This window comes from Alcaligenes sp. 13f, from assembly GCF_020496585.1.
In the GTDB taxonomy this organism is placed as follows: Bacteria; Pseudomonadota; Gammaproteobacteria; order Burkholderiales; family Burkholderiaceae_B; genus Alcaligenes; species Alcaligenes phenolicus.
This window is the reverse complement of record NZ_JAHKKC010000016.1, coordinates 43,104-62,669: the sequence shown is the minus strand read 5'-3', so window position 1 is coordinate 62,669 and position 19,566 is coordinate 43,104. Positions and strand designations below refer to the sequence as shown.

The 19,566-nt window shown below is 55.4% G+C and carries 18 protein-coding genes; 11 read left to right on the top strand and 7 right to left on the bottom strand.

The genetic code is table 11. From position 1 onward, the window contains the following. Positions 1 to 41 precede the first annotated feature (41 nt). Positions 42 to 1,550, top strand: a complete 1,509-nt coding sequence (locus tag KOE80_RS14280) for a PLP-dependent aminotransferase family protein (protein WP_226349401.1) — start codon at positions 42 to 44, stop codon at positions 1,548 to 1,550. 112 nt (positions 1,551 to 1,662) lie between these two features. On the opposite strand, the gene KOE80_RS14275 is transcribed toward KOE80_RS14280, so the two are convergent. After that, a complete protein-coding gene (locus KOE80_RS14275) occupies positions 1,663 to 2,562 on the bottom strand; it encodes a LysR family transcriptional regulator ArgP (RefSeq protein ID WP_137430193.1) in 900 nt (299 codons plus the stop codon). A gap of 110 nt (positions 2,563 to 2,672) precedes the next feature. On the opposite strand from KOE80_RS14275, the gene KOE80_RS14270 reads away from it, so the two are divergent. From KOE80_RS14270 to KOE80_RS14260, 3 genes are all read left to right on the top strand, one after another. After that, a complete protein-coding gene (locus KOE80_RS14270; protein ID WP_009456290.1) occupies positions 2,673 to 3,290 on the top strand; it encodes a LysE/ArgO family amino acid transporter in 618 nt (205 codons plus the stop codon). A 203-nt stretch (positions 3,291 to 3,493) separates the two neighbouring features. Next, on the top strand, positions 3,494 to 3,985 hold the full coding sequence (locus KOE80_RS14265; protein WP_009456291.1) for a RidA family protein: 492 nt from the start codon (positions 3,494 to 3,496) through the stop codon (positions 3,983 to 3,985). 33 nt (positions 3,986 to 4,018) lie between these two features. Beyond that, positions 4,019 to 4,522 carry a GNAT family N-acetyltransferase gene (locus tag KOE80_RS14260; protein WP_083053328.1) on the top strand — a complete coding sequence of 168 codons (504 nt, stop codon included), beginning with the start codon at positions 4,019 to 4,021 and terminating at the stop codon, positions 4,520 to 4,522. Positions 4,523 to 4,621: 99 nt separating this feature from the next. On the opposite strand, the gene KOE80_RS14255 is transcribed toward KOE80_RS14260, so the two are convergent. After that, complete coding sequence (locus KOE80_RS14255; RefSeq protein WP_226349400.1) at positions 4,622 to 6,364, bottom strand: ABC-F family ATP-binding cassette domain-containing protein; 1,743 nt, start codon at positions 6,362 to 6,364, stop codon at positions 4,622 to 4,624. Positions 6,365 to 7,094: 730 nt separating this feature from the next. On the opposite strand from KOE80_RS14255, the gene KOE80_RS14250 reads away from it, so the two are divergent. After that, positions 7,095 to 7,550 (top strand): MaoC family dehydratase, encoded by a 456-nt coding sequence (locus tag KOE80_RS14250; protein WP_035274486.1) that lies wholly within the window; start codon positions 7,095 to 7,097, stop codon positions 7,548 to 7,550. Continuing rightward, entirely contained in the window at positions 7,551 to 8,138 is a 588-nt protein-coding gene (locus tag KOE80_RS14245) for a TetR/AcrR family transcriptional regulator (RefSeq protein ID WP_088450381.1), read from the top strand. A gap of 40 nt (positions 8,139 to 8,178) precedes the next feature. Here the strand turns inward: KOE80_RS14245 and KOE80_RS14240 are convergent, their stop codons facing one another. After that, a complete protein-coding gene (locus KOE80_RS14240) occupies positions 8,179 to 8,580 on the bottom strand; it encodes a RidA family protein (protein ID WP_022983255.1) in 402 nt (133 codons plus the stop codon). Positions 8,581 to 8,722: 142 nt separating this feature from the next. Between KOE80_RS14240 and KOE80_RS14235 the strand changes: the two genes are divergently transcribed. Next, complete coding sequence (locus tag KOE80_RS14235; RefSeq protein WP_226349399.1) at positions 8,723 to 9,625, top strand: LysR family transcriptional regulator; 903 nt, start codon at positions 8,723 to 8,725, stop codon at positions 9,623 to 9,625. A 56-nt stretch (positions 9,626 to 9,681) separates the two neighbouring features. Here KOE80_RS14235 and KOE80_RS14230 read toward each other — a convergent pair whose 3' ends face one another. Continuing rightward, entirely contained in the window at positions 9,682 to 10,965 is a 1,284-nt protein-coding gene (locus KOE80_RS14230; RefSeq protein WP_226349398.1) for a pyridoxal phosphate-dependent aminotransferase, read from the bottom strand. Positions 10,966 to 11,255: 290 nt separating this feature from the next. On the opposite strand from KOE80_RS14230, the gene KOE80_RS14225 reads away from it, so the two are divergent. Both KOE80_RS14225 and KOE80_RS14220 read left to right on the top strand, forming a co-directional pair. Next, entirely contained in the window at positions 11,256 to 11,744 is a 489-nt protein-coding gene (locus KOE80_RS14225) for a MarR family winged helix-turn-helix transcriptional regulator (RefSeq protein WP_022983289.1), read from the top strand. Beyond that, positions 11,741 to 12,517 carry a DNA alkylation repair protein gene (locus KOE80_RS14220; protein WP_226349397.1) on the top strand — a complete coding sequence of 259 codons (777 nt, stop codon included), beginning with the start codon at positions 11,741 to 11,743 and terminating at the stop codon, positions 12,515 to 12,517. The genes KOE80_RS14225 and KOE80_RS14220 overlap by 4 nt, the downstream gene beginning before the upstream one ends. Positions 12,518 to 12,539: 22 nt before the next feature. Here the strand turns inward: KOE80_RS14220 and KOE80_RS14215 are convergent, their stop codons facing one another. Continuing rightward, positions 12,540 to 13,664 carry a metallophosphoesterase gene (locus tag KOE80_RS14215; RefSeq protein ID WP_115633870.1) on the bottom strand — a complete coding sequence of 375 codons (1,125 nt, stop codon included), beginning with the start codon at positions 13,662 to 13,664 and terminating at the stop codon, positions 12,540 to 12,542. Between the two features lie 249 nt (positions 13,665 to 13,913). Here KOE80_RS14215 and KOE80_RS14210 point away from each other — a divergent pair, with 249 nt between their 5' ends. Then, positions 13,914 to 15,989: a catalase gene (locus KOE80_RS14210; RefSeq protein ID WP_083053334.1), complete on the top strand. Its 2,076-nt coding sequence runs from the start codon at positions 13,914 to 13,916 to the stop codon at positions 15,987 to 15,989. A gap of 43 nt (positions 15,990 to 16,032) precedes the next feature. On the opposite strand, the gene KOE80_RS14205 is transcribed toward KOE80_RS14210, so the two are convergent. After that, a complete protein-coding gene (locus tag KOE80_RS14205) occupies positions 16,033 to 16,836 on the bottom strand; it encodes a hypothetical protein (RefSeq protein ID WP_226349396.1) in 804 nt (267 codons plus the stop codon). Positions 16,837 to 16,942: 106 nt separating this feature from the next. On the opposite strand from KOE80_RS14205, the gene KOE80_RS14200 reads away from it, so the two are divergent. Next, positions 16,943 to 17,272, top strand: a complete 330-nt coding sequence (locus KOE80_RS14200) for a hypothetical protein (RefSeq protein ID WP_009456315.1) — start codon at positions 16,943 to 16,945, stop codon at positions 17,270 to 17,272. 89 nt (positions 17,273 to 17,361) lie between these two features. Here the strand turns inward: KOE80_RS14200 and KOE80_RS14195 are convergent, their stop codons facing one another. Further along, positions 17,362 to 19,377, bottom strand: a complete 2,016-nt coding sequence (locus tag KOE80_RS14195) for a ligand-gated channel protein (protein ID WP_203145666.1) — start codon at positions 19,375 to 19,377, stop codon at positions 17,362 to 17,364. Positions 19,378 to 19,566: the final 189 nt, after the last annotated feature.

Sequence of the window (19,566 nt, the reverse complement as noted above, 5' to 3'; positions counted from 1 at the left end):
GATCTGTACCAGTTTGGCGCTATTTTTATGGACCACAATTCATGTCTCGTACTGCTCATAATCCAAAGATTCCTTCCCTTGGCGAACTGGACCGAAGTGCAGGGGGCCTGGGCCGTCAGTTGGCGCAGAAGTTGCGCGAAGCAGTAAAAAACGGTGCGCTCAAGCCGGGTGAATCTTTGCCCTCCACACGAGCCTTGGCAGCGTCTTTGGGTGTCGCCCGTGGCACGGTCGTAGAGGCTTTCGAGCAACTGATTGCCGAAGGTTTTCTGGAGTCCTCGCTGGGCGTAGGTACTTACATCGCTCACTCGCTGGCCAATCCCGAAACAAGGCCGAAGAAGCGCAGGGCGGCATCGCTGCCTGCCCAGCCTGCACCACTTGCCGCCCAGCCATTCAATACGGTTGCGGCTCAATTTCAGCCTTTGCCCTCTGCCCCGTTTGCCGTGTCGATCCCCTTGGGTGCCGCCGCGCCAGGCCCCATCTGGCGACGCTTGGGGAATCGCTTGCGGGCCCATGGTCAGGGCGCGCCGGGTGGTTATGGGGACCCTCAAGGCGCCTTGCCATTACGAGAGGCTATTGCAGAGTACGTGCGCCGGTCACGCTCGGTGCGCTGCGAGGCGGAGCAGGTCATTGTGACGACGGGTACACAGCAGGGCTTGTTTCTGGCTTGTCTGGTGTTGATGGGCAGGCAGGATTTTGCCTGGGTAGAGAACCCCGCCTATCCCGGTATTACCGCGATCTTGAATACGATAGGTTCGCCGGAACGTATGGTTCGTGTACCGGTGGATGAAGAGGGGCTGGATGTGGCTGCGGGCATACGTTTGCAAGCAGATGCGCGGCTTGCCTTTGTCACTCCCTCGCATCAATATCCTTTGGGCATGCCCATGAGCATGGCGCGGCGCAATGCCTTGTTGGCCTGGGCACGCGATAGGTCCGCCTGGATTGTCGAAGATGATTACGACAGCGAGTTCCGCTACAGTGGCCATCCCTTTCCTTCCTTGCAAGGCCTGGACCCGGAGCGAGTGGTCTATCTGGGGACCTTCAGCAAGGTGTTGTTTCCCTCGCTGCGCCTGGGCTATGCGATTGTGCCGCCGCAGTTGGTCCAGGCTTTTTGCGGAGCGCGCGTTCTGCTGGATCGGCATCCGCCCAGTGCAGACCAGCATGTCTTGGCCAGCTTTATTTCAGAGGGGCATCTGGAGCGCCATATTCGGCGTATGCGCGGGATCTACACCCAATGTCGTAACCACCTTTTTGAGATTGTGCGCGAGGTTTTGCCCAGTGACTTGGCCAGCTTGCAGCCAAGCGATCAAGGCATGCATTCCGTCTTGTGGCTGGCCTCGCCGGTTGATGATGTGGTGGTGGCGCAGCGGGCCATGAAGGAAGGCGTGGCAGTGCGTCCCGTCTCACCCATGTATCACGCTGGGCAGGGGCCTTCGGGACTGATTCTGGGTTTGAGCGCATTCAGTCCCGAGCAGATGAAGGAAGCGGCGCAGAAGCTGGCGCGCATTATTTCTGAGCTTGCCCGACCTTCCAGAACCAAACGAAAGTCCTGAGTGCTGTTCTCGACAAGTCTGTGGCAAGAGCCGGCATGAATCAGACTTCTGCCATCTTCCTGAAGTGGAAAACTCCACCCATTGTTTCCCCGTACGGACCTCAAAGAGCTGTTCAAGAAGGCGCTGGCAGCAGTGAGGTGCGGGTCGCTTCTTGAAGGGCTCTACCCATATTGCGCAAGGTGTCGGAGCGGATAGCCGCATGTTGCCAATACAAAGGCACATCCAGCCACAGGCCGGGGGCGACTAAAGCCAGCTCTTCGGCGGCCAAGGCATCGCTGACCATGGAGTCGGGTGCCAGACACCACCCCAGGCCCAAAGCCGCTGCTTTCACAAAGCCGGTGGAGGTGGGCAGGTAGTGGATGGGAGGGGCTACGGATTCATTCGTGATTTGGCGTATAAAGCGCCACTGCAATTCGTCCTTGCGGTTAAAGACGATCATGGGGGCTTGAGCCAGGGATGCTGCGTCTATTCCCAATCCAAAATGGCGGGCCACAAACTCGGGAGAAGCAATGGCCTGATAGCGCATGATGCCCAAGGCCTGCACCTCGCAGCCTTGAAGGGGGGCAGGTTCGGCAGTGACCGCGCCCAGCACGGAGCCATTGCGTATCAATTCCAGTGTGTGGTCTTGATCATCCACGCGCACATCAAACAGGTAGCCATATTCCTGACTTAGCCGGGACAAGGCTTCCAGAAACCAGGTGTCCAGCGAGTCACTATTGACCGCAATGGCGATAGGCCGTCGTGGGCCATTTTGCTCTGGCAGGAAGTCTGCGACGGCCTCGGCTTCCAGAACCTGCATGGGCCGTACACGACGCAGCAGCAACTCTCCCGCCGGTGTTGGACGACAAGGCGGCTGGCGCAGGACCAGCACTTGCCCCAGTCTGTCCTCCAGCGCTTTGATACGCTGCGAGATGGCTGAGGTGGTGATGTACAGCTTGCGCCCGGCTGCTTCAAAACTGCCTTCTTCCAGGACGGCCGTAAATGCTCGTAGTTGTGGGTGCAGCAGATCCATAATTGGCTTGTTTGATTAATTATTCTTAATTAAGTGAAGAATAATTAGCTTTTCTTAAACCGTAAATGACAGCACCATAACGCAGTTTTTCAATTCTGTGGATGGCTGGCATGTTCTTCTCTGTTGTTGCAACTGGCTTTCTGACGGGGGCGGGCCTGATCATGGCTATCGGCACTCAAAATGCCTTTGTGTTGCGACAGGGCTTGGAGCGTAGTCATGTGGGGCTGGTGGTGGCAATCTGCGCGCTGGCCGACATTGTCCTGATTCTGGGGGGCGTGGCTGGCATTGGTACGTTGGTACAGGAATGGCCTGGTTTGCTGCAAGTTCTGCGCTTTGGTGGCGCGGCTTTTCTGGCCTGGTATGGGCTGCTGGCCGCGCAGCGGGCCTGGACGGGTAAAGGAAGCCTGATGGCCGGGCAGGGGAGCGAGCGCAATCGTCGTCGTATCTTGCTGACCTGTCTGGCGTTCACCTTTTTGAACCCCCACGTCTATCTGGATACGATGGTGCTGTTGGGCAGTCTGTCCACGCCTTATCCCGGTAACTTGCAGTGGGCATTTGCTTTGGGGGCCTGTGCGGCCAGTGCCAGCTGGTTTCTGGCCTTGGGCTATGGGGCGCGGTTGCTGCAACCTGTGTTTCGTCAGCCGTTGGCCTGGCGTGTACTGGATGGCAGCATCGCTGTTTTCATGCTGGCTTTGTGTGCTTTATTGCTGTTGAGGCCTTTGCATTAAGCCTTGGACTCCTTAGAGATTTTCTGTGGATGCGATTGCTGCCTGGATAACAGCCCGCTGCACAGACTACAGAAAGACAGTTTTTTTGAATCAAAAGATAACTGTCTGAACTTTAGAGCGGCTTTCTGAAATTAAATAGGCTTTAGGGAAGAGCTTGTACCTAATGAAGTCTTGGTTTTTGAACCTTCAATCAGGAGAAAACTATGAATGTCGTGAAGATGCTTGCCTCTGCTGCCTTGATCAGTAGCCTGGCTGCGCCGGCGTTGGCGCAGGATGTGAAGCGCCATCCTATTCCCAATTCGGATTTCCCGATTCTGACGGCAGTGGAAGTGCCTGCCGGTAAAACCACGGTGTACTTGAGCGGTACCGTTCCCGCTGTGCGCGACAAGTCGGCTGATGCAGCCAGCACGGCAGCCTACGGCAATATGCAGCAGCAAACCGAGTCCATCATGGAGCAGATCAAGGCTCAACTGGAAGGCATGGGCATGTCGGTAGGGGACATTATCAAGATGCAGGCCTTCCTGGTTGCTCCGGAGGGCGGCAAGTTGGATTTTGACGGCTTCATGGCAGGCTATTCCAAGTACTTTGGAACCAAGGAGCAGCCAAATCTGCCTGTGCGATCAGCCATGGCGGTCCAGGCTCTGGTGAACCCAGGCTGGCTGGTCGAGCTGGAGGTGACGGCCGTGCGGCCTTGATCGCCGCCAGATTTTTCTTGAAAAGGATGTGTTGTGATCTCTATTCGTCCGGCTCAGGCGCGCGAATGGCGCACGTATCAAGCATTGCGTCTTGGCGCCTTGCGTGATTGTCCCGATGCATTTGGGAGTACCTATGCCGTGGAGTCCACACATCCAGAGCATTTCTGGCAGGAGCGGATTCAAGCTGCTTGTGCGTCCGAGACGGACCGCGTCTTGTTCGCTGAAAAAGAGGGGCAGGCTTGCGGCCTGGTCTGGTGCAAGTTGTCTGCCTCAGAGCCCGTTCTGGCCGATATTTATCAGATGTGGGTGGCGCCGTCGGCGCGAGGTTTGCGAGCGGGTTTTGCTCTGCTGGATACCGCAGTGCAATGGGCAAAAAGCAGGCAAGCAGCCTGTGTTCGCTTAGGCGTGACCCTGACGAATGAAGCAGCCGTCCGGCTATATGAGAGTTACGGCTTTGTGCCCAGCGGAGAGCCCGAGCCTTTGCGTGAGGGTTCGTCCTTGATGTCGCAGACCTTGGTGCTGGATTTAGCAGACTGAAGCCCAGCTGATACTGACAGCCCCTTGTTGAATCTGACAACAAGGGGCTGTTTTTATGCCTTGCCGAATCTGTTGAGCAGTCAAGGCATAAGGTCTGGATTACTCCAGGTTCAAGGCTTGGCGCAGCTTGTGGATTTCCCCTTGCCAGACCTCTTGCAAGCCAGGCTTTTGATGCTTGGGCTTGCGTGCCAGATCAGCCTCCAGTTTGCTTTCCAGTTCAATCAGTTGCTCCAGCAATGTGTCGTCGCTGGAGGGGGTTGATTGAGCCCTTGTTGTGCTCCCTGGGCCCGGACTGAGGATGGGTGAGGATTTCTCTGGCTGATCTGTCTGGATCAGAGCGGCATACAACTGCGTCAAGTCCTGCATTTCCGTCAAGGAACCTTCGTCCACCAGCCAGAAGCGATTGCAGCTTTTCTCCAGCAGCTCCCGGTCATGGGTGACCAGGATAAAACCGCCTTTGAATTCGCACAGTTCCTCTGCCAGTTCTTCCTTGCCGTCCAGATCCAGGTGGTTGGTTGGCTCGTCCAGAAAGAGCAGATGATAGTTGGCCAGCGACAGGGCAATAAACATCAGCCGAGCACGCTCGCCACCACTCAAGCTATCCACCTTCTGTGCATGCCGCAGATAAGGAAAACCGGCACTGATCAGCGCCATTTTCCTGACATCGTCCGGCAAGGGCGAAAAGTCCTGCAAGGCATGCAGCAAGGTCTTGGAACCATCCAGTTGCTGTTGGTCCTGGTCGTAGTAACCAATGCGGCATTGCGGGTGAAACTTCAGCCCGTCCATGTCCGCCTCGTCCTGCCAGTATCGCCATAGCTGACGCAATAAAGAGGATTTACCGCAACCATTGCGACCGACCAATCCGATGCGATCCCCGCTGCGCACTTGCAGGCCATGGGCTTGAAAGAGAGCAGGCAGGTTCTGTGCCGGGCTGACGACCATATCTGCAATATCCAGTAGGCGATCTGCCTTCATGTCCAGGCCATGCAGCTGCAAGGTCCAGGGTGTGCCATCCGTCAGATCGGTCTGGTTTTCACGCAGTTTGGACAGGCGCTTTTCCATGCTTTGGGCTTTGCGGGAAAAGGTCTCGTTGTCGTAGACCTGTCCCCAGATGGCCAAGCGTTTTGCGCTTTGTTCGATGCGATCAATTTCCTTTTGCTCGCCTTGGTAACGACGCAAATCCGCCTCGTCTCGATTGCGCAACGCTTCACGCGCAGCCGAGCAGGGCAGAGAGAAAAAAGACAACGTACGATCACGCAAAATAATGGTGCTGTTGCACACACGATCCAGCAAGCGCTGGTCGTGAGAGACTAGTACAAATGTGCCGCGCCAACTGCTTAGAAAGCCTTCCAGCCAAAGCAGGGAAGGCAAGTCCAGATGGTTGCTGGGTTCGTCCAGTAAGAGCAGATCAGGCTGGGTAATCAAGGCCCGTGCCAGCAGCAGGCGAGTGTATTGCCCACCACTTAAGGCACTGACCTGGGTATGCCAGTCCAGTTCCTGAAAGCCCATCTCGCCAAGCAAGCTTTCTGCGCGCCAGGCATCCGTATCGTGCTGCTCTGCGGGCAGGGCAGCCAGTACGGCGTTCAGCAAACTCAAGGCGTGCAGATCCGCTGGCAGGTATTGCTCAACACGCGCCAGAATGCAGTGGTTTGCTAGTGAAATACTGCCTTGCCTGGGCGTCAGTTCGCCGCAAAGCAGGCTGATTAAGGTGCTTTTGCCACAACCGTTGTGGCCTATAAGTCCCACTCGATCTCCGGCCTTGATAGTGAAGGCAATTTCTTTGAATAAAGGACCGGAAAGGGTTTCGTAAGAGAGTGAGTGGACTGACAGTAAAGTACTCATGACATGCTCAAGTTTTTTGGGTGCGCGGGTACAGCGCATCCTCGTCAATAGAAGCTGACGATAATTCTTGAGGCCTGAGTGAAGTCCTTCAGTAAGTTAATGCTTCGCTCAAGTCTAGATTATCGCGCTGCGAAATCGAAAACTTGAGCCGTTCTCTATACCAAAGAAGAGTGCATAAATGAATGTGCACATAGGTGTAGGATCTCCTCTTAATCAATGGGTTAGCCATGCTTGAAGCGGGTACAAAAGACTTGTTGAATCAACAAGCTTGTGGCCTCAGGGCAGGGTAAGGACTGGTTGTGCCTGGGAAGGAAAGACGGGTATGAAACACCGTTCGTCCCGACAAAACCGCAAGAGTGTGATTGTAATCAGGAAGCAGAACGATAGAAAACTCAGGCGTTGGTTTTTGGAGGGGTGTGTAGCATTCAAGATGCATTGTCCCTGTAGTAGCAGGGGTGTGGCCTGACGGGTGTGTCACTGGCTACTGTGCCTTCATCTGGCCGCAAGGAACTGATTTTTAGACTGTTTTTCGGCGTTCAGGCACCTGCTTTCAAGCGTCTGGATGGGTTGTTCCGCAGTAAAAAAAGCAGAATTATTACCATTTTAAAAATAGAGTATGACCATAATCTATCCTTGATTTTCCAGGAAGGCTGTGCAAGGATAGCTGCCATCCATAATCTATTTACGCGGGCAGCGACGCGCACTCACACACTTTCTGGAGAGTATTCGGATGAGCCTTACAGCACCTGTCTATCTTGAGGATCTGGCCCTGGGAATGGAGTTTCGCAGCGCAGAACATGCTCTGGATGAAGCGCAAATTGTCAGTTTTGCCCGCCAGTTCGATCCGCAGCCTTTCCATCTGGATGCAGAGGCGGCCAAGGGCACGTTCTTTCAGGGGCTGGCCGCCAGTGGATGGCATACCGCCGCCATTACCATGAAGCTTTTGGTGGACAGCCTGGTATTCAGTCAGGGGATTATTGGTGCAGGCGGGCAAATCGATTGGCCACGGCCTACGCGCCCTGGCGATGTCTTGCATGTGCTCAGTAAAATCATCGACATTCAGCCCTCCCGCTCCAAAGCGGACAGAGGCATGGTGGTGGTGGAGTCTCACACCCTGAATCAGAACAATGAGGTGTGCCAGCGCCTGATTGCCAAGCTGATTGCCTTTCGTCGTCCGGAGGTTTGAATGGGGCGTGTCTCGCGTGAGCAGGCCGAACGCAACCGCGAGCGTGTGCTGGAGACGGCTTGCCGACTGTTTCGCAAACATGGAGTGGAAGGGGTCTCGATCGGGGACATCATGAAAGAGGCGGGCTTGACGGCAGGCGCTTTCTACAAGCAGTTTGTCTCCAAGGAGGCTTTGATTGACGAGGCCTCCCGATTTGCTTTTACCCAGTCTTCCGAATCCTGGGAGCGTATCAACCAGCGCTATGAACAGGACGCCGTGCAAGGGTTTCAAGCCTTGATGCGGCGATATTTCAAGCACCGTCCTCAAACCCAAAGCTGCCCGATCCTGGCCTTTTCTTCCCTGGCCAGCGGCCTGCCTGCGGATGCGCAGACCACAGCAATTTACAGCGAAGGCGTAGAAAGCTTGTTTGAGCAGTTTCGCGGCGTTGCCATGCAAGCGTGTGCCGAGCAGACCGAAGAGCAAGTCATGCTCTTGTTTGCCGCCATGTTGGGGACAGGGATGATCAGTCGGGCCATGGGCGATACCGCGTTTACACAAAGTATGCAGGCTGCGGTATTAGCTGCATTGCCTGGCAGTGAGTCCGATTAGCACGATTAGCCTATCGATAAAGGCGACAAGAGCTTGCGTATCAGGCTTGTTCGGGCAGTTGCGCCACTACCTTGATCTCGAACTGAAAGCCTGACAACCAAGGCACCCCTACACCTGTCAACGCCGGGTAGGGCGCATCACCCCAGTAGTCCGGCAGAACCTTCCACAGGGTTTCCAGATTGGCTTCCGGGTTCACCAAAAACAGCGTCACATCCAGCACATGAGCAAAGCTGCAACCTGCTGCGGCCAGCACGGTATTGAGGTTCTCAAAGGCCAGGCGTATTTGCTGTTCCAGGTCCGGCTCGGGTGAGCCGTCTTCGCGGCTGCCGACCTGGCCAGAAATAAACAAAAAGCCATTGGAACGAATCGCCGGTGAGTAGTGACCACGCTCATACAAGGCTTGGCGTTCGGTGGGGAAGACGGCTTGGCGTAAGGTAGTCATCATGCTTTCCAGTGCCTGCTGGGCAGGTGAAGTTCATTGAGCTATGCACTGTAGGTCTTGTGCGTGGACAGATAAACGCTGGATGGCAGACAACACTATTTCTATAATCCAAACAATCACTGCAACCGATTGGGGACAATACGTGGACCGTTTCGAAGCGATGCGTACCTTTGCCAAGGTGGTGGAAACGGGCAGCTTTACCAAGGCGGCCCAAGCTTTGCATCTGAGCCGAACCCGGGCCACGCATCTGGTGCAGCAATTGGAGGCACGCTTGCAGGTGAGCTTGCTGCATCGCACGACGCGCAAGGTCAGTGTGACCAGCGCTGGGGCACTTTATTTTGAGCGTGTGGTGCAATTGCTGGCCGATCTGGAAGACAGTGAGCGGGATCTGGCCCAAGCCTTGGCTTCGCCCAGTGGCCGCTTGCGGGTAGATGTGCCCAGCCCTTTAGCCAGCCGTGTGCTGGTGCCTGCCTTGCCGTCGTTCTACGCACGCTACCCGGATATTCAGCTGGATATGGGCGTAGGCGACAAGACGGTAGATCTGCTCGATGAAAGCATGGACTGTGTGGTTCGAGGTGGTCAGATTCAGGACCAGTCCTTGATCGCCAAGCGGGTGGGGGCGCTGCATCTGTCCATCTATGCTGCACCCTTGTATCTGGAGCGGTTTGGTACCGTTGTGCATCCTGAAGAGCTGGACGGGTCTGCACATCGAATGGTGGGGTACCTGTGGGAACATCAGAACAAACCGTTTCCTTATGCCTTGCGTCGCGATAAAGAACGGGTTTCTTTGCCAGGCCGTTATGGCTTGGCCGTGAATGATGGCAACGCCTATCTGGCAGCGGGTGAAGCGGGTTTGGGGCTGGTTTGCCTGCCGGCGTATTTGGCCAAGGAAGCGGTGCAAGCAGGGCGCCTGATCGCGTTATTCCCGGATTGGACGATGGACCCTATGCCCTTGTATGTGGCTTTTCATCGCAGCAAACATACGAATGTTCGGCTGCGTGTCTTTATTGATTGGGTTGCGGAGCAATTGTCTCAAGTATCTTGAGTGCCAAAAAAAGCCAAGGAGAATGAGTCCTTGGCTTTTTTCATTGAGTCCAATTTTTATTCAGCTTCGGCGCTGTCTACGACTGGAATGGTCGCCTGGGCAAACTCAGGCCGTTCTGTACCGTGCTTGATACGGTAGTCTTTCAGGAACTTGGCGATGCGGTTGATGGCCTCGCGCAGGTCCGGCTCGTGGGGCAGAAACACCATGCGGAAGTGATCCGGATGAGGCCAGTTAAAGCCCGTGCCTTGCACCAGCATCACGCGGGTGGCTTCCAGCAGTTGCAGGAAGAATTGGCGGTCGTCCTTGATGGGATAAACCTCGGGATCCAGACGCGGGAACATGTACAGGGCAGCGTGGGGCATGACGCAGCTAACCCCTGGAATGGCGGTGATCAGCTCGTAAGCCAGATCGCGCTGACGGCGCAGGCGTCCGCCTTCGCATACCAGATCGTTAATGCTTTGATAGCCACCCAAGGCGGTCTGAATGGCCCATTGGCCGGGCACGTTCGCGCATAGTTTCATATTGGCCAGCATGCTCAGACCTTCGATGTAGTCGGCACCGGCTTTCTTGTCGCCCGAAATCACCAGCCAGCCTGCGCGGTAACCACATGCGCGGTAGCTCTTGGACAGGGAGTTGAAGGTCAGGGTCAGTACGTCGTTGGACAGGCTGGCCATGGCGGTATGCTTCATGTCGTCGAACAAGACCTTGTCGTAGACCTCGTCGGCCAGCAGCACCAGATTGAATTCGCGAGCAATATCGACCAGAGCGTGCAGCACCGAGTCGGGGTAGAGCACGCCGGTGGGGTTGTTCGGGTTGATGACAACCAGGCCCTTGGTGCGTGGGGTGATCTTGGAGCGGATATCGTCCAGGTCCGGAATCCAGCCTTTGGATTCGTCACACAAGTAGTGCACGGGTGTACCGCCGGACAAGCTGGTTACAGCCGTCCACAGCGGATAGTCGGGCATGGGCAGGAGCAGTTCATCACCGTCGTCCAGCAGGGCGTTGGTGGCCATGGCAATCAGCTCAGAGGCGCCATTGCCCAGGTAAATATCTTCCAGCGTCACGCCCTTGATCCCTTGTTCCTGGGTGTAGTGCATGACGGCTTTGCGCGCGGCAAAAATACCTTTGCTATCCGAGTAGCCCGAAGAGTTAGGCAGGTTGCGGATCATGTCGAGCTGGATTTCTTCCGGGGCGTCAAAACCGAATACCGCCAAGTTGCCGATATTGAGCTTGATCAGTTGCTGGCCCTCGTCTTCCATTTGTTTGGCCCGGTCCATGATGGGGCCGCGAATATCGTACAAAACATTCGCCAATTTGCTCGATTTCTTGATGCTATTCATGATGCTGGTAATCGGATTCCATGTGTGCTGCTAATGAACGGTGGCAGGGCTGATGCCTGACCAGCCTTATACCTTACCGCATGCGTGAGCCTGTCTTGTAAGCATCAAGCTTAAAATGTGGCATTGTCGAATTTTGGCGACACTCTTTTGTCGATAGGCTCCTTACTACCTGGACATATTCCGCTTTATGGATTGGATTGGCATGATGTGAAATCAGCCCTCCTTTATTTTTCTTGTTTTTGAAGCGCTCTGAGATTAAGATTCGATATCAAATTATTTGATGTCGAACTATGAAACTGGAAGCGAAATATCGGGCCTTGCTCTCGCACGCAGAGCAGCAAAAGGGCGTCAACGTTCAGGGCATGTCCCTGTGTTTTCAGCTCCTGTCCTTGTCTGCCCGTATTGATCGAGACTGCGCCGCCTTGTTGGCGCCCCATGGCTTGAGTGAAGCCCGTTTTGTGCTTTTGTTCCTGCTGGAAGAAGCACCCGACGGGATGCCTTCCCACATCCTGGCTGAACGGGCAGGCGTGACGCGGGCGACTGTCACAACTCTGGTGGATGGGCTGCTGAAAGCGGGCTTGGTGCAGCGCTTTGCGGCTCAGACCGATCGGCGTTCTGTCATGGTGAAACTCAGCCCTCAGGGGGCGGAGTTGGCCAGGACGCTGGTAGGAACTCACGCCCAGTGGATAGGCGAATTGTTCCGGCATTTGTCCGAGGCGGAGTGCACCCAGCTTAGCGCCTTGTTGAATAAAGCCGCTGGTGGAGAAGACGCGTCATGAGTATCGAGAACCGCAAGGCTTATGCCAAGGTCGCGGATATACCGGCTGATATTTTGCTGGCTCTGTCCAAGGGGGAAATCCAGGGTCTTACTCTGACCGAGTCCTTGGCCATCGATCAGCGCGTGCTGGTGGCGACCGTATTTCCGGATTTGGATGAGCAGGGTGCACAGCACATCGACACCCTGGCCCAATTGGGCATCCTCAAGCGCATGAAAGCCATTGGGGAATATTTGCTGGACACGTATGGCGAGATGGCCTGGACGCGCTGTTTGGATCACCCGGCTGATGTGGTGCGGGGCTGGGCCTGCTTTATGGTGGGAGCCCGTGCATCCTTAAGTGTGCCTCAGCGCCTGGAGGCACTGCGCCCTTTGGCTGATGATGCGCATTTTGGTGTGCGTGAATGGTCCTGGATGGCGGTACGTCCTCATTTGGTGGCCGAGCTGGATGCGTCGATTCAGAGCTTGCAGCAGTGGGCGCGCTCAGACTCGGAATATCTGCGTCGTTTTGCGTGTGAGGCTTTGCGCCCTCGGGGAGTGTGGTGCGCACATATTGCCATCCTGAAAAAAGAACCGGAACGCATGTTGCCGATTCTTGAGCTCTTGTATCGGGATGGCAGTGTGTATGTGCAGGACTCGGTAGCCAATTTCTTGAATGATGCGGCCAAGGATCAGCCGCAGTGGGTGCGTGATCTATGTGCTCAATGGCAGATGCAAGCGCCGGATAATGCTGCTGTGCAGCGCCTGTGTCGACGGGCGCTGCGCAGCGTGTCTTGATGCTCCGGTTCCAGTCCTGGAATCAGGAGGCGCGCAAGGTAATCAAGGTGATTTCTGAGGCGCGCCCCAGTCGCAGCGGGAAGCCCGCCCACAGTCCGGCACCGTAGCTGACGTACAGCTGCATATCCCCCACTTGATACAGTCCACCCACATAGCCATCATTGGCCATCTGCACGATCTTGTGCATGCCCACAATATGGCCGCCATGGGTATGGCCCGACAACTGCAAGGCCGCCCCGGCCGCAGCGCTTTCCTTGGCGGTGTCAGGGCGGTGGGCCAACATGATGATGGGCATGCCAGCAGGGATCCCGGCGACTGCTGCAGCCACATCGGGCATGGGTTGCCCATGCACGGCTGCCGACTTGTCGGTAATGCCAGCCAAAGCAAAAGCAGCATCGTCTTGTTCAATAATGCTGTGCTCGTTCAGAAGCATACGTAGCCCAAGGCTGTTGAAGTGCTCGATCCAGGGTTGGTACTGGGTGTAGTACTCGTGGTTGCCTGCAATTACCCACACCCCTTGCGGGGCAGACAGGGCTTGCAAGGGGGCGACATCATCGCGGCGCGCTTTCACCGTGCCATCGACCAGATCACCAGTAATGACGATCAGGTCCGGTTTCAAAGCCTGTGTTTTATCAACAATGGCTTGTATCCAGGGGCCTTGCAGCAGACGACTGGCGTGCAGATCAGTCAGTTGCACCAGCTTGAAACCATCCAGCTTGGGGGACAGGCCCTTGACCTTTACTTCGATGGACTTGAGCTCGGGGACTTGCACTGCCTGCCAGACACCCAGTGCGGACAGGCTGACCGCTGCGATGCCCAGCATGCCCCGCAAGGCAGGGGAGCGCAACAGAAGCAGCCCGGCTGGCTTGTACAGAACGCGCATCAGCAAACCTGCCAGATCGGTGATCAAGGTAAAGCAGGCAGCCAGCAGGACGGCCCCGAAAGCCCAGCCCAGGACCATGATGACTTGTGCAGGGATTTCCGGAGAAGCTCGCGACCCCCAGAACAGGGCTACGGTGTAATGGTGGAGTGTGGCCGCAATGGCCAAGGCGCTTAGCAGCCACTTGATCCAGGGGCGGATCTTCAGCGGTTTGATCAGTCGCCAGGCGACATACAGGGCAAAAACGAGGGCAGCGACTTGAAACACGAAATCATTCCAAAAAGAAACGGGGAGCCCGCACTTGAGCAGGCGATAAAGCGTGCCCAGTATAGAGCGAGGAAGTGGGCATGATGTCAGAGCTCAGCAGACAGTTACGGGTCTGTCACGAAAAAAGCTGGACATGCTTGTTTACGTTTTGAGAGATTGCTTCGCACATCAAGTCATTAAAACTTCTAGGCTTTTTCCCAAGGGCACCCCAGTGGAACGGGGTTTTCGTTTGATTTGATTGGAGGACATATGGTGACGAAAAAATCCGCAGCCAAAACCAATCAGGATGCCGTGGGGCAAGGTGGGGAGTTACATCAGTTTGGCCATGCTGAGTTGACGACCAATCATGGCGTACCGATATCGGACAATCAGAATTCCTTGCGTTTCGGGGCGCGTGGCCCGACCTTGTTGGAAGATTTCGTCCTGCGCGAGAAAATATTCCATTTCGACCATGAACGTATACCGGAGCGCATTGTTCATGCTCGCGGCACAGGAGCACATGGTTATTTTGAATGCACGCAAGCAATCCCGGAGTTGACCCAGGCCTGTGTATTTCAAAAGGAAGGACATCGGGTGCCGGTGTTCTGTCGTTTCTCAACGGTAGCCGGCTCTAAAGGCTCCAAAGACACACCACGCGACGTGCGTGGTTTCGCGGTCAAGTTCTATACCGAGCAAGGCAACTGGGATCTGGTGGGCAACAATATGCCCGTTTTTTTTATCCAGGACGCCATCAAGTTCCCGGATCTGATCCATGCCGTCAAACCCGAGGCGGACCGGGGCTTTCCTCAGGCAGCGTCAGCCCATGATACGTTCTGGGATTTTGTCTCCCTGATGCCCGAGTCTTTGCATACCGTCATGTGGCTGATGTCTGATCGAGCCTTGCCACGGTCCTTTCGCATGATGCAGGGCTTTGGTGTGCACACTTTCCGTTTTGTGAATGCCAAGGGCAAGTCGCACTTTGTGAAGTTTCATTGGAAGCCCAAGCAGGGCTTGCAGTCCACCCTGTGGGATGAGGCGGTCAAGATTTCCGGGGCGGACTCGGATTATCTACGACGCGATTTGTACGAGGCGATTCAAAACGAAGCCTTCCCGGAGTGGGAACTGGGTGTGCAGGTTTTCGATCAGGAGTGGGCTGACAAGCAGGACTACGATGTGCTGGATGCGACCAAACTCATTCCCGAGGAAAGTCTGCCCGTCAAGATCGTGGGTCGTATGGTTCTGGATCGTTATCCCGACAACTTCTTTGCAGAGACCGAGCAAGTTGCTTTCTTGCCGTCCAACATCATTCCGGGGATCGACTTTACGGATGATCCCTTGTTGCAAGGCCGCTTGTTCTCCTACCTGGATACGCAAAAATCTCGACTGGGAACGGTCAACTTTCATCAGATTCCTATCAATGCACCCCGCTGTCCATTCAGTAATATGCAGCGCGACGGCATGATGCAGACGCAGGTTCCCAAGGGCCGTGCGACCTACGAGCCCAATAGCCTGGAGGAGGCGGGTGAATCGGGCGGACCGCGCGCGCAGCCGCATGGCTTTCGCACCTTCCCCAGTACCGTAGACGATGGCGCAAAACTGCGTGTACGGGCTGAGTCGTTCTCGGATCATTACAGCCAGGCCCGATTGTTTTATCGCTCTCAGACTGAAGTTGAGCAGGAACATCTGATTGCCGGGCTGGTATTTGAACTGTCCAAGGTCCAGCTCAATCATGTTCGTGTGCGTGTGCTCTCGCACATGCGTGTCATTGATGAGGATCTGGCCAAACGAGCGGCTCAGGGATTGGGGCTGGATTTGCCGCCTCCTGCCAAGCCCGCCCGCAAGCCGATCGACATGGCACCTTCCAAAGCCTTGTCCATACTGGCCCAGAAGTCGCCGATTGCCGGTCGGATGCTGGGTATTCTGGTAACGGACGGAGCTGACAAGGGCTTGCTGGAAATGCTGCTGACAGGGGCTCAGGAGGCCGGGGTGGCCGTCAAGCTTATCGCTCCGCAAGTAGGGGGAGTGACGCTGTCAGACGGCACACAATTGGCTGCCGACGAAAAGATTGCGGGTGCGCCTTCGGTTCTGTTTGATGCGGTGGCCTTGCTGCTTACCCAGGAAGAAGCTTCAAAACTGTGCACTAACAAGGCGGCGGTGGATTTTGTAGCCGACGCCTATGGACACTTGAAAGCAATTGGTCATAACGGCGCAGCCCAACCCTTGCTGGACCGGGCAGGCGTTTCAGTGGACAAGGGGGTGTTCGTCATCAAAACCGGTGATGATCTGCTTGAAAAAGTGTCTTCACGGTTCTGGGAGCGACGCCATCAGGTAGATGGTATGGCCTGATGTCTTGTGAAAAGGGGGCGGTGCCGCCCCCTTTCACGTGCCGTCAGTAGCGCCAGCTCAGCCCCAGCACGGGGCCCGACATGCGAGTGTCAAAGACATGGCCGGAGCGACGATAGTCCACATCCAGCATCTTGTATCCGGCAGCGATGGAGAAGTTCTCTGACAGATCGTAGTTCAAGGTCAAGGTAGCTTGATAGCTCAGGCGCGAGCCGACGCCAAAGCCGCCCAAGTGGATCTGGGCTTGAGTGGAAAACTCCGGGGTGAAACGATAGAACGCCCGCAGTCCTATCATGGGGTCTACCCAATTGAAGCTCTCCTGATGATGTCGGGTTCGGCCAGCCGTACTCAGATGGGCACGGGTGCGTATATCCCAAAAAGAAAAACCGGCCAGTGCGTCCAGGCTGGCTTGTTCAGTGTCGTAGATGCGGTAACCACCTTGCAACGTGGCCATGAACAGACGTGTGTCCACGGTCCCTTCTGCAGCACCGACCAAAGGCAAACCACCTACCACTTCACTTTCGCGTGTGTTCACGTAGAGCAGGTCACTGTTGAACACATAGCGGTCGCGACGCACCCAGGCGTTCAGAAAGGCCGCGGCACGCAGATCGTGCAGGACATCTGAAAAGGACTTTTCTATATCCAGGGAGGGCGCGCGTTTGAAGGGGGAGGACTCACCCGACAAGCCGGTAATCCAGGCATAGGGTGTAATCTGCACGGCATAGTGTGGCGAAGTCGTGCTGTCGGAAATGGCGTCTGGACGTTGAGCACTCACTTGGGCATGAGCCAGACTGGCCAGTGGCAAGACTCCCAATAATAGCCAGCGGGAATGAGTGAGTTTACGCTTCATTGTCATGGCCCCCCTTTTTAATTCTGTAAATGACGGCGCACTAGCGCCAGTCTTGTGTCTTTCGGTATGCTGGACTAGCCGATCACCAACCCGTGGAGAACGTGTCATGCATGTGTTTTACCTTAGCAAGCAAGATATTGATAATTTGTTGCCCTTAGTGCAAGCGGCGTTACACGCTGATCGCACCGGACAAGTTGGTTTCACGGACGAAGAACTGGCCTTGCGCGCTGCCCTGGAGGCGATGCAGGACCCCAAGCTGTCCGAGCTGCTGGCCGGTGCCCGTGTCGAACCGGGCCGCATAGCCGTTGGCTTGGCTGAAGAAGATTACCGGGAAAACCTGCTGGCTCTGGAAACCCGTGACAGCGCTTATGTCATTGACCAGCTTATGGATAGCTATGCAGGATTGCCGGGTTTTTTTGATTGCCTGGAGTTTTGATTGCCTGGAGTTTTGAATGGCCGAGTTGAACTGATATGTAAAAACGGCCCATGTAGGGCCGTTTTTTGATTTAGCATGAAGCGGTGTTTTTAGAAACCGACAGTGAGCTGAGCCCAGTAGCGGCGGCCATCATACACAGCATCAAAGGTTTCATCCGTGACGCGCTTGTCAAAGATGTTGTAGACACCAAAGCCAACTGTAGTAGTTTTGTTGAACTTGTAGTTCAAGCCGGCATCCAGGAAGGTGAAGGATGGTGTCCCTTGCGCCATGCTGGTACGACTCAGATAGTCCGAAGTCTTGCCGCGGTAGTTCACACGTGTCCACAAGCCCAGCCGCTCGTTGGCATCCCAGTCCAGCGTGGCATTAAACATATGTTTGGGCATCTTGTTCAAAGGCTGACCGGAGAAGTCTCCGCTCTTTTGCTTGGAGTAAGTGTAGGTATAGTTGGCGGCCAGACGCAGATCATCGGTAATCGACCAGGTTGTGGATGCTTCCACACCGCGCATGATGGCCTTGTCTACGTTGACACGGTCACTGATGAATTTGTAGCCTTGATCGCCTGGGAAAACGTGGCAGTTAGGCAGGCCATCCGGATCTGTGCAACGGCGTGTCTCAGAGATCTTGTCTTTGAAGTTGGTATTAAAGAAGGTCAGGCTGTTGACCATACCGTTCTGGTTATCCCAAACAACGCCCAGTTCCTGGCTCAGGCTCTTTTCAGGCTTCAGGTTCGGGTTACCAACAATCACGGCAGGTACGCCACCGCCACCACCCGTGATCTGCCCCCAGTCCGCCACGGCTGAGCGCAGGGAAGGGGCCTTGAAGCCGGAGGACACTCCGCCTTTCAGGGTCAACTGCTCGGTCGCATGCCATACACCGTACAGGCGTGGGGTCCAGTGATTGCCGTAGTTCTCATCGTGAGTCATGCGCACGCCTCCGGTCAAAGCAAAGTTGTCGGTCATGCTCCATTCATCTTCAGCAAAGACGGACCATTGCTCGCGGCTCAGGCGGCTGACATCAGGTTTGTATTGATTGTTCGTGTCACGCAGTTGCTCGTGTAGATATTGAAATCCCGAGGTCAGCATATGGTTGCCCAAAGGCAGGCTCCATTGCGTATTGAACTCGGTATTTTTCAGGAACATGCTGCGGCCGGGGTTATCAATCTCTTCACGTTGCACGTAGGTGTTGGAGACAGCTTGTCCCCAGCGACCGTTATGGCCTACGGAGAACACATTGCGAGAGTACTTGCTGGTAGAGATCTCGTTGGGCGTGCATTTGCCGTTCTTGCCGCAGGTCTCAGCTGCCATGCTTTTGCCGGGCGTAGACGTACGCTCTTGCAAGGTACGGGAGAACTCGGCAGTAAAGTCGTGGTTGGCCGAAGGGGTCAAGGTCAGCTTGACGGTACCCGAGGAGGTGTTCTGCTTGTTGAAACCGTTAAGAATTTCGTCTTCGTTGCGACGGGATTCCTGACCATAAATTTGCAGGCCCAACATGTCTTGCTTGATGGGGCCTGCCAGGTAGAAATTGCCTTGATAAATATTGCCGGACTTGGAGTCCTCCTGGACGGTGCCTTCTGTACGCAGCGAGCCGGTCCATTCCTGGTGGACTTTGCGGGTAATGATATTGATCACACCACCCATGGCTTCCGAGCCATACAAGGACGACATGGGGCCGCGGATGACTTCAATACGTTCGATTGCCTGCATGGGTGGCAACCAGCCTTGCTCGATACCGGCACCGTCGCTATTGGGACGTGTCTCACGCGAGTTTTGTCGTTTGCCGTCAACCAGAATCAGGGTGTAGGCCGATGCCATGCCACGGATACTGATATCGCTGCCGCTGGCTCCCCCGGTGATGACAACGCCGGGCACATCGCGCAGTGCGTCAGTCACATCGCGATAGGCCTTCTTTTCCAGTTCGGCACGTGGCACTACGCTGATGGACGCAGGGGCATCTTGAACCGCTTGCTCAAAGCCAGAAGCCGTAACCACGATATTGTCGAGCTGGTTAACGCTTTGTTGAGCCAAGGCACAGGAGAGGGGGGCAAGGGAGCCGGTCAGGAGGATTACGGCGCGGGCAGCAGGGGAAAGAGGAAACAAGGGGGACATGAAAATCAGGTAAGGAACAATAATGAGAACAGTTATTATTATTTAAACGCTGTGTTTCTCAAATCAAGAGAGCTCTTTTTCATGTATCTGTAGGTCTTCTGCCACAACTTGTCACTTGGCTTGACGCGCTGCCCTAATCCTGTTTTTGTTACACCCGTGTCCAATGTATCGGCTGTGAAAGCAGTCGGT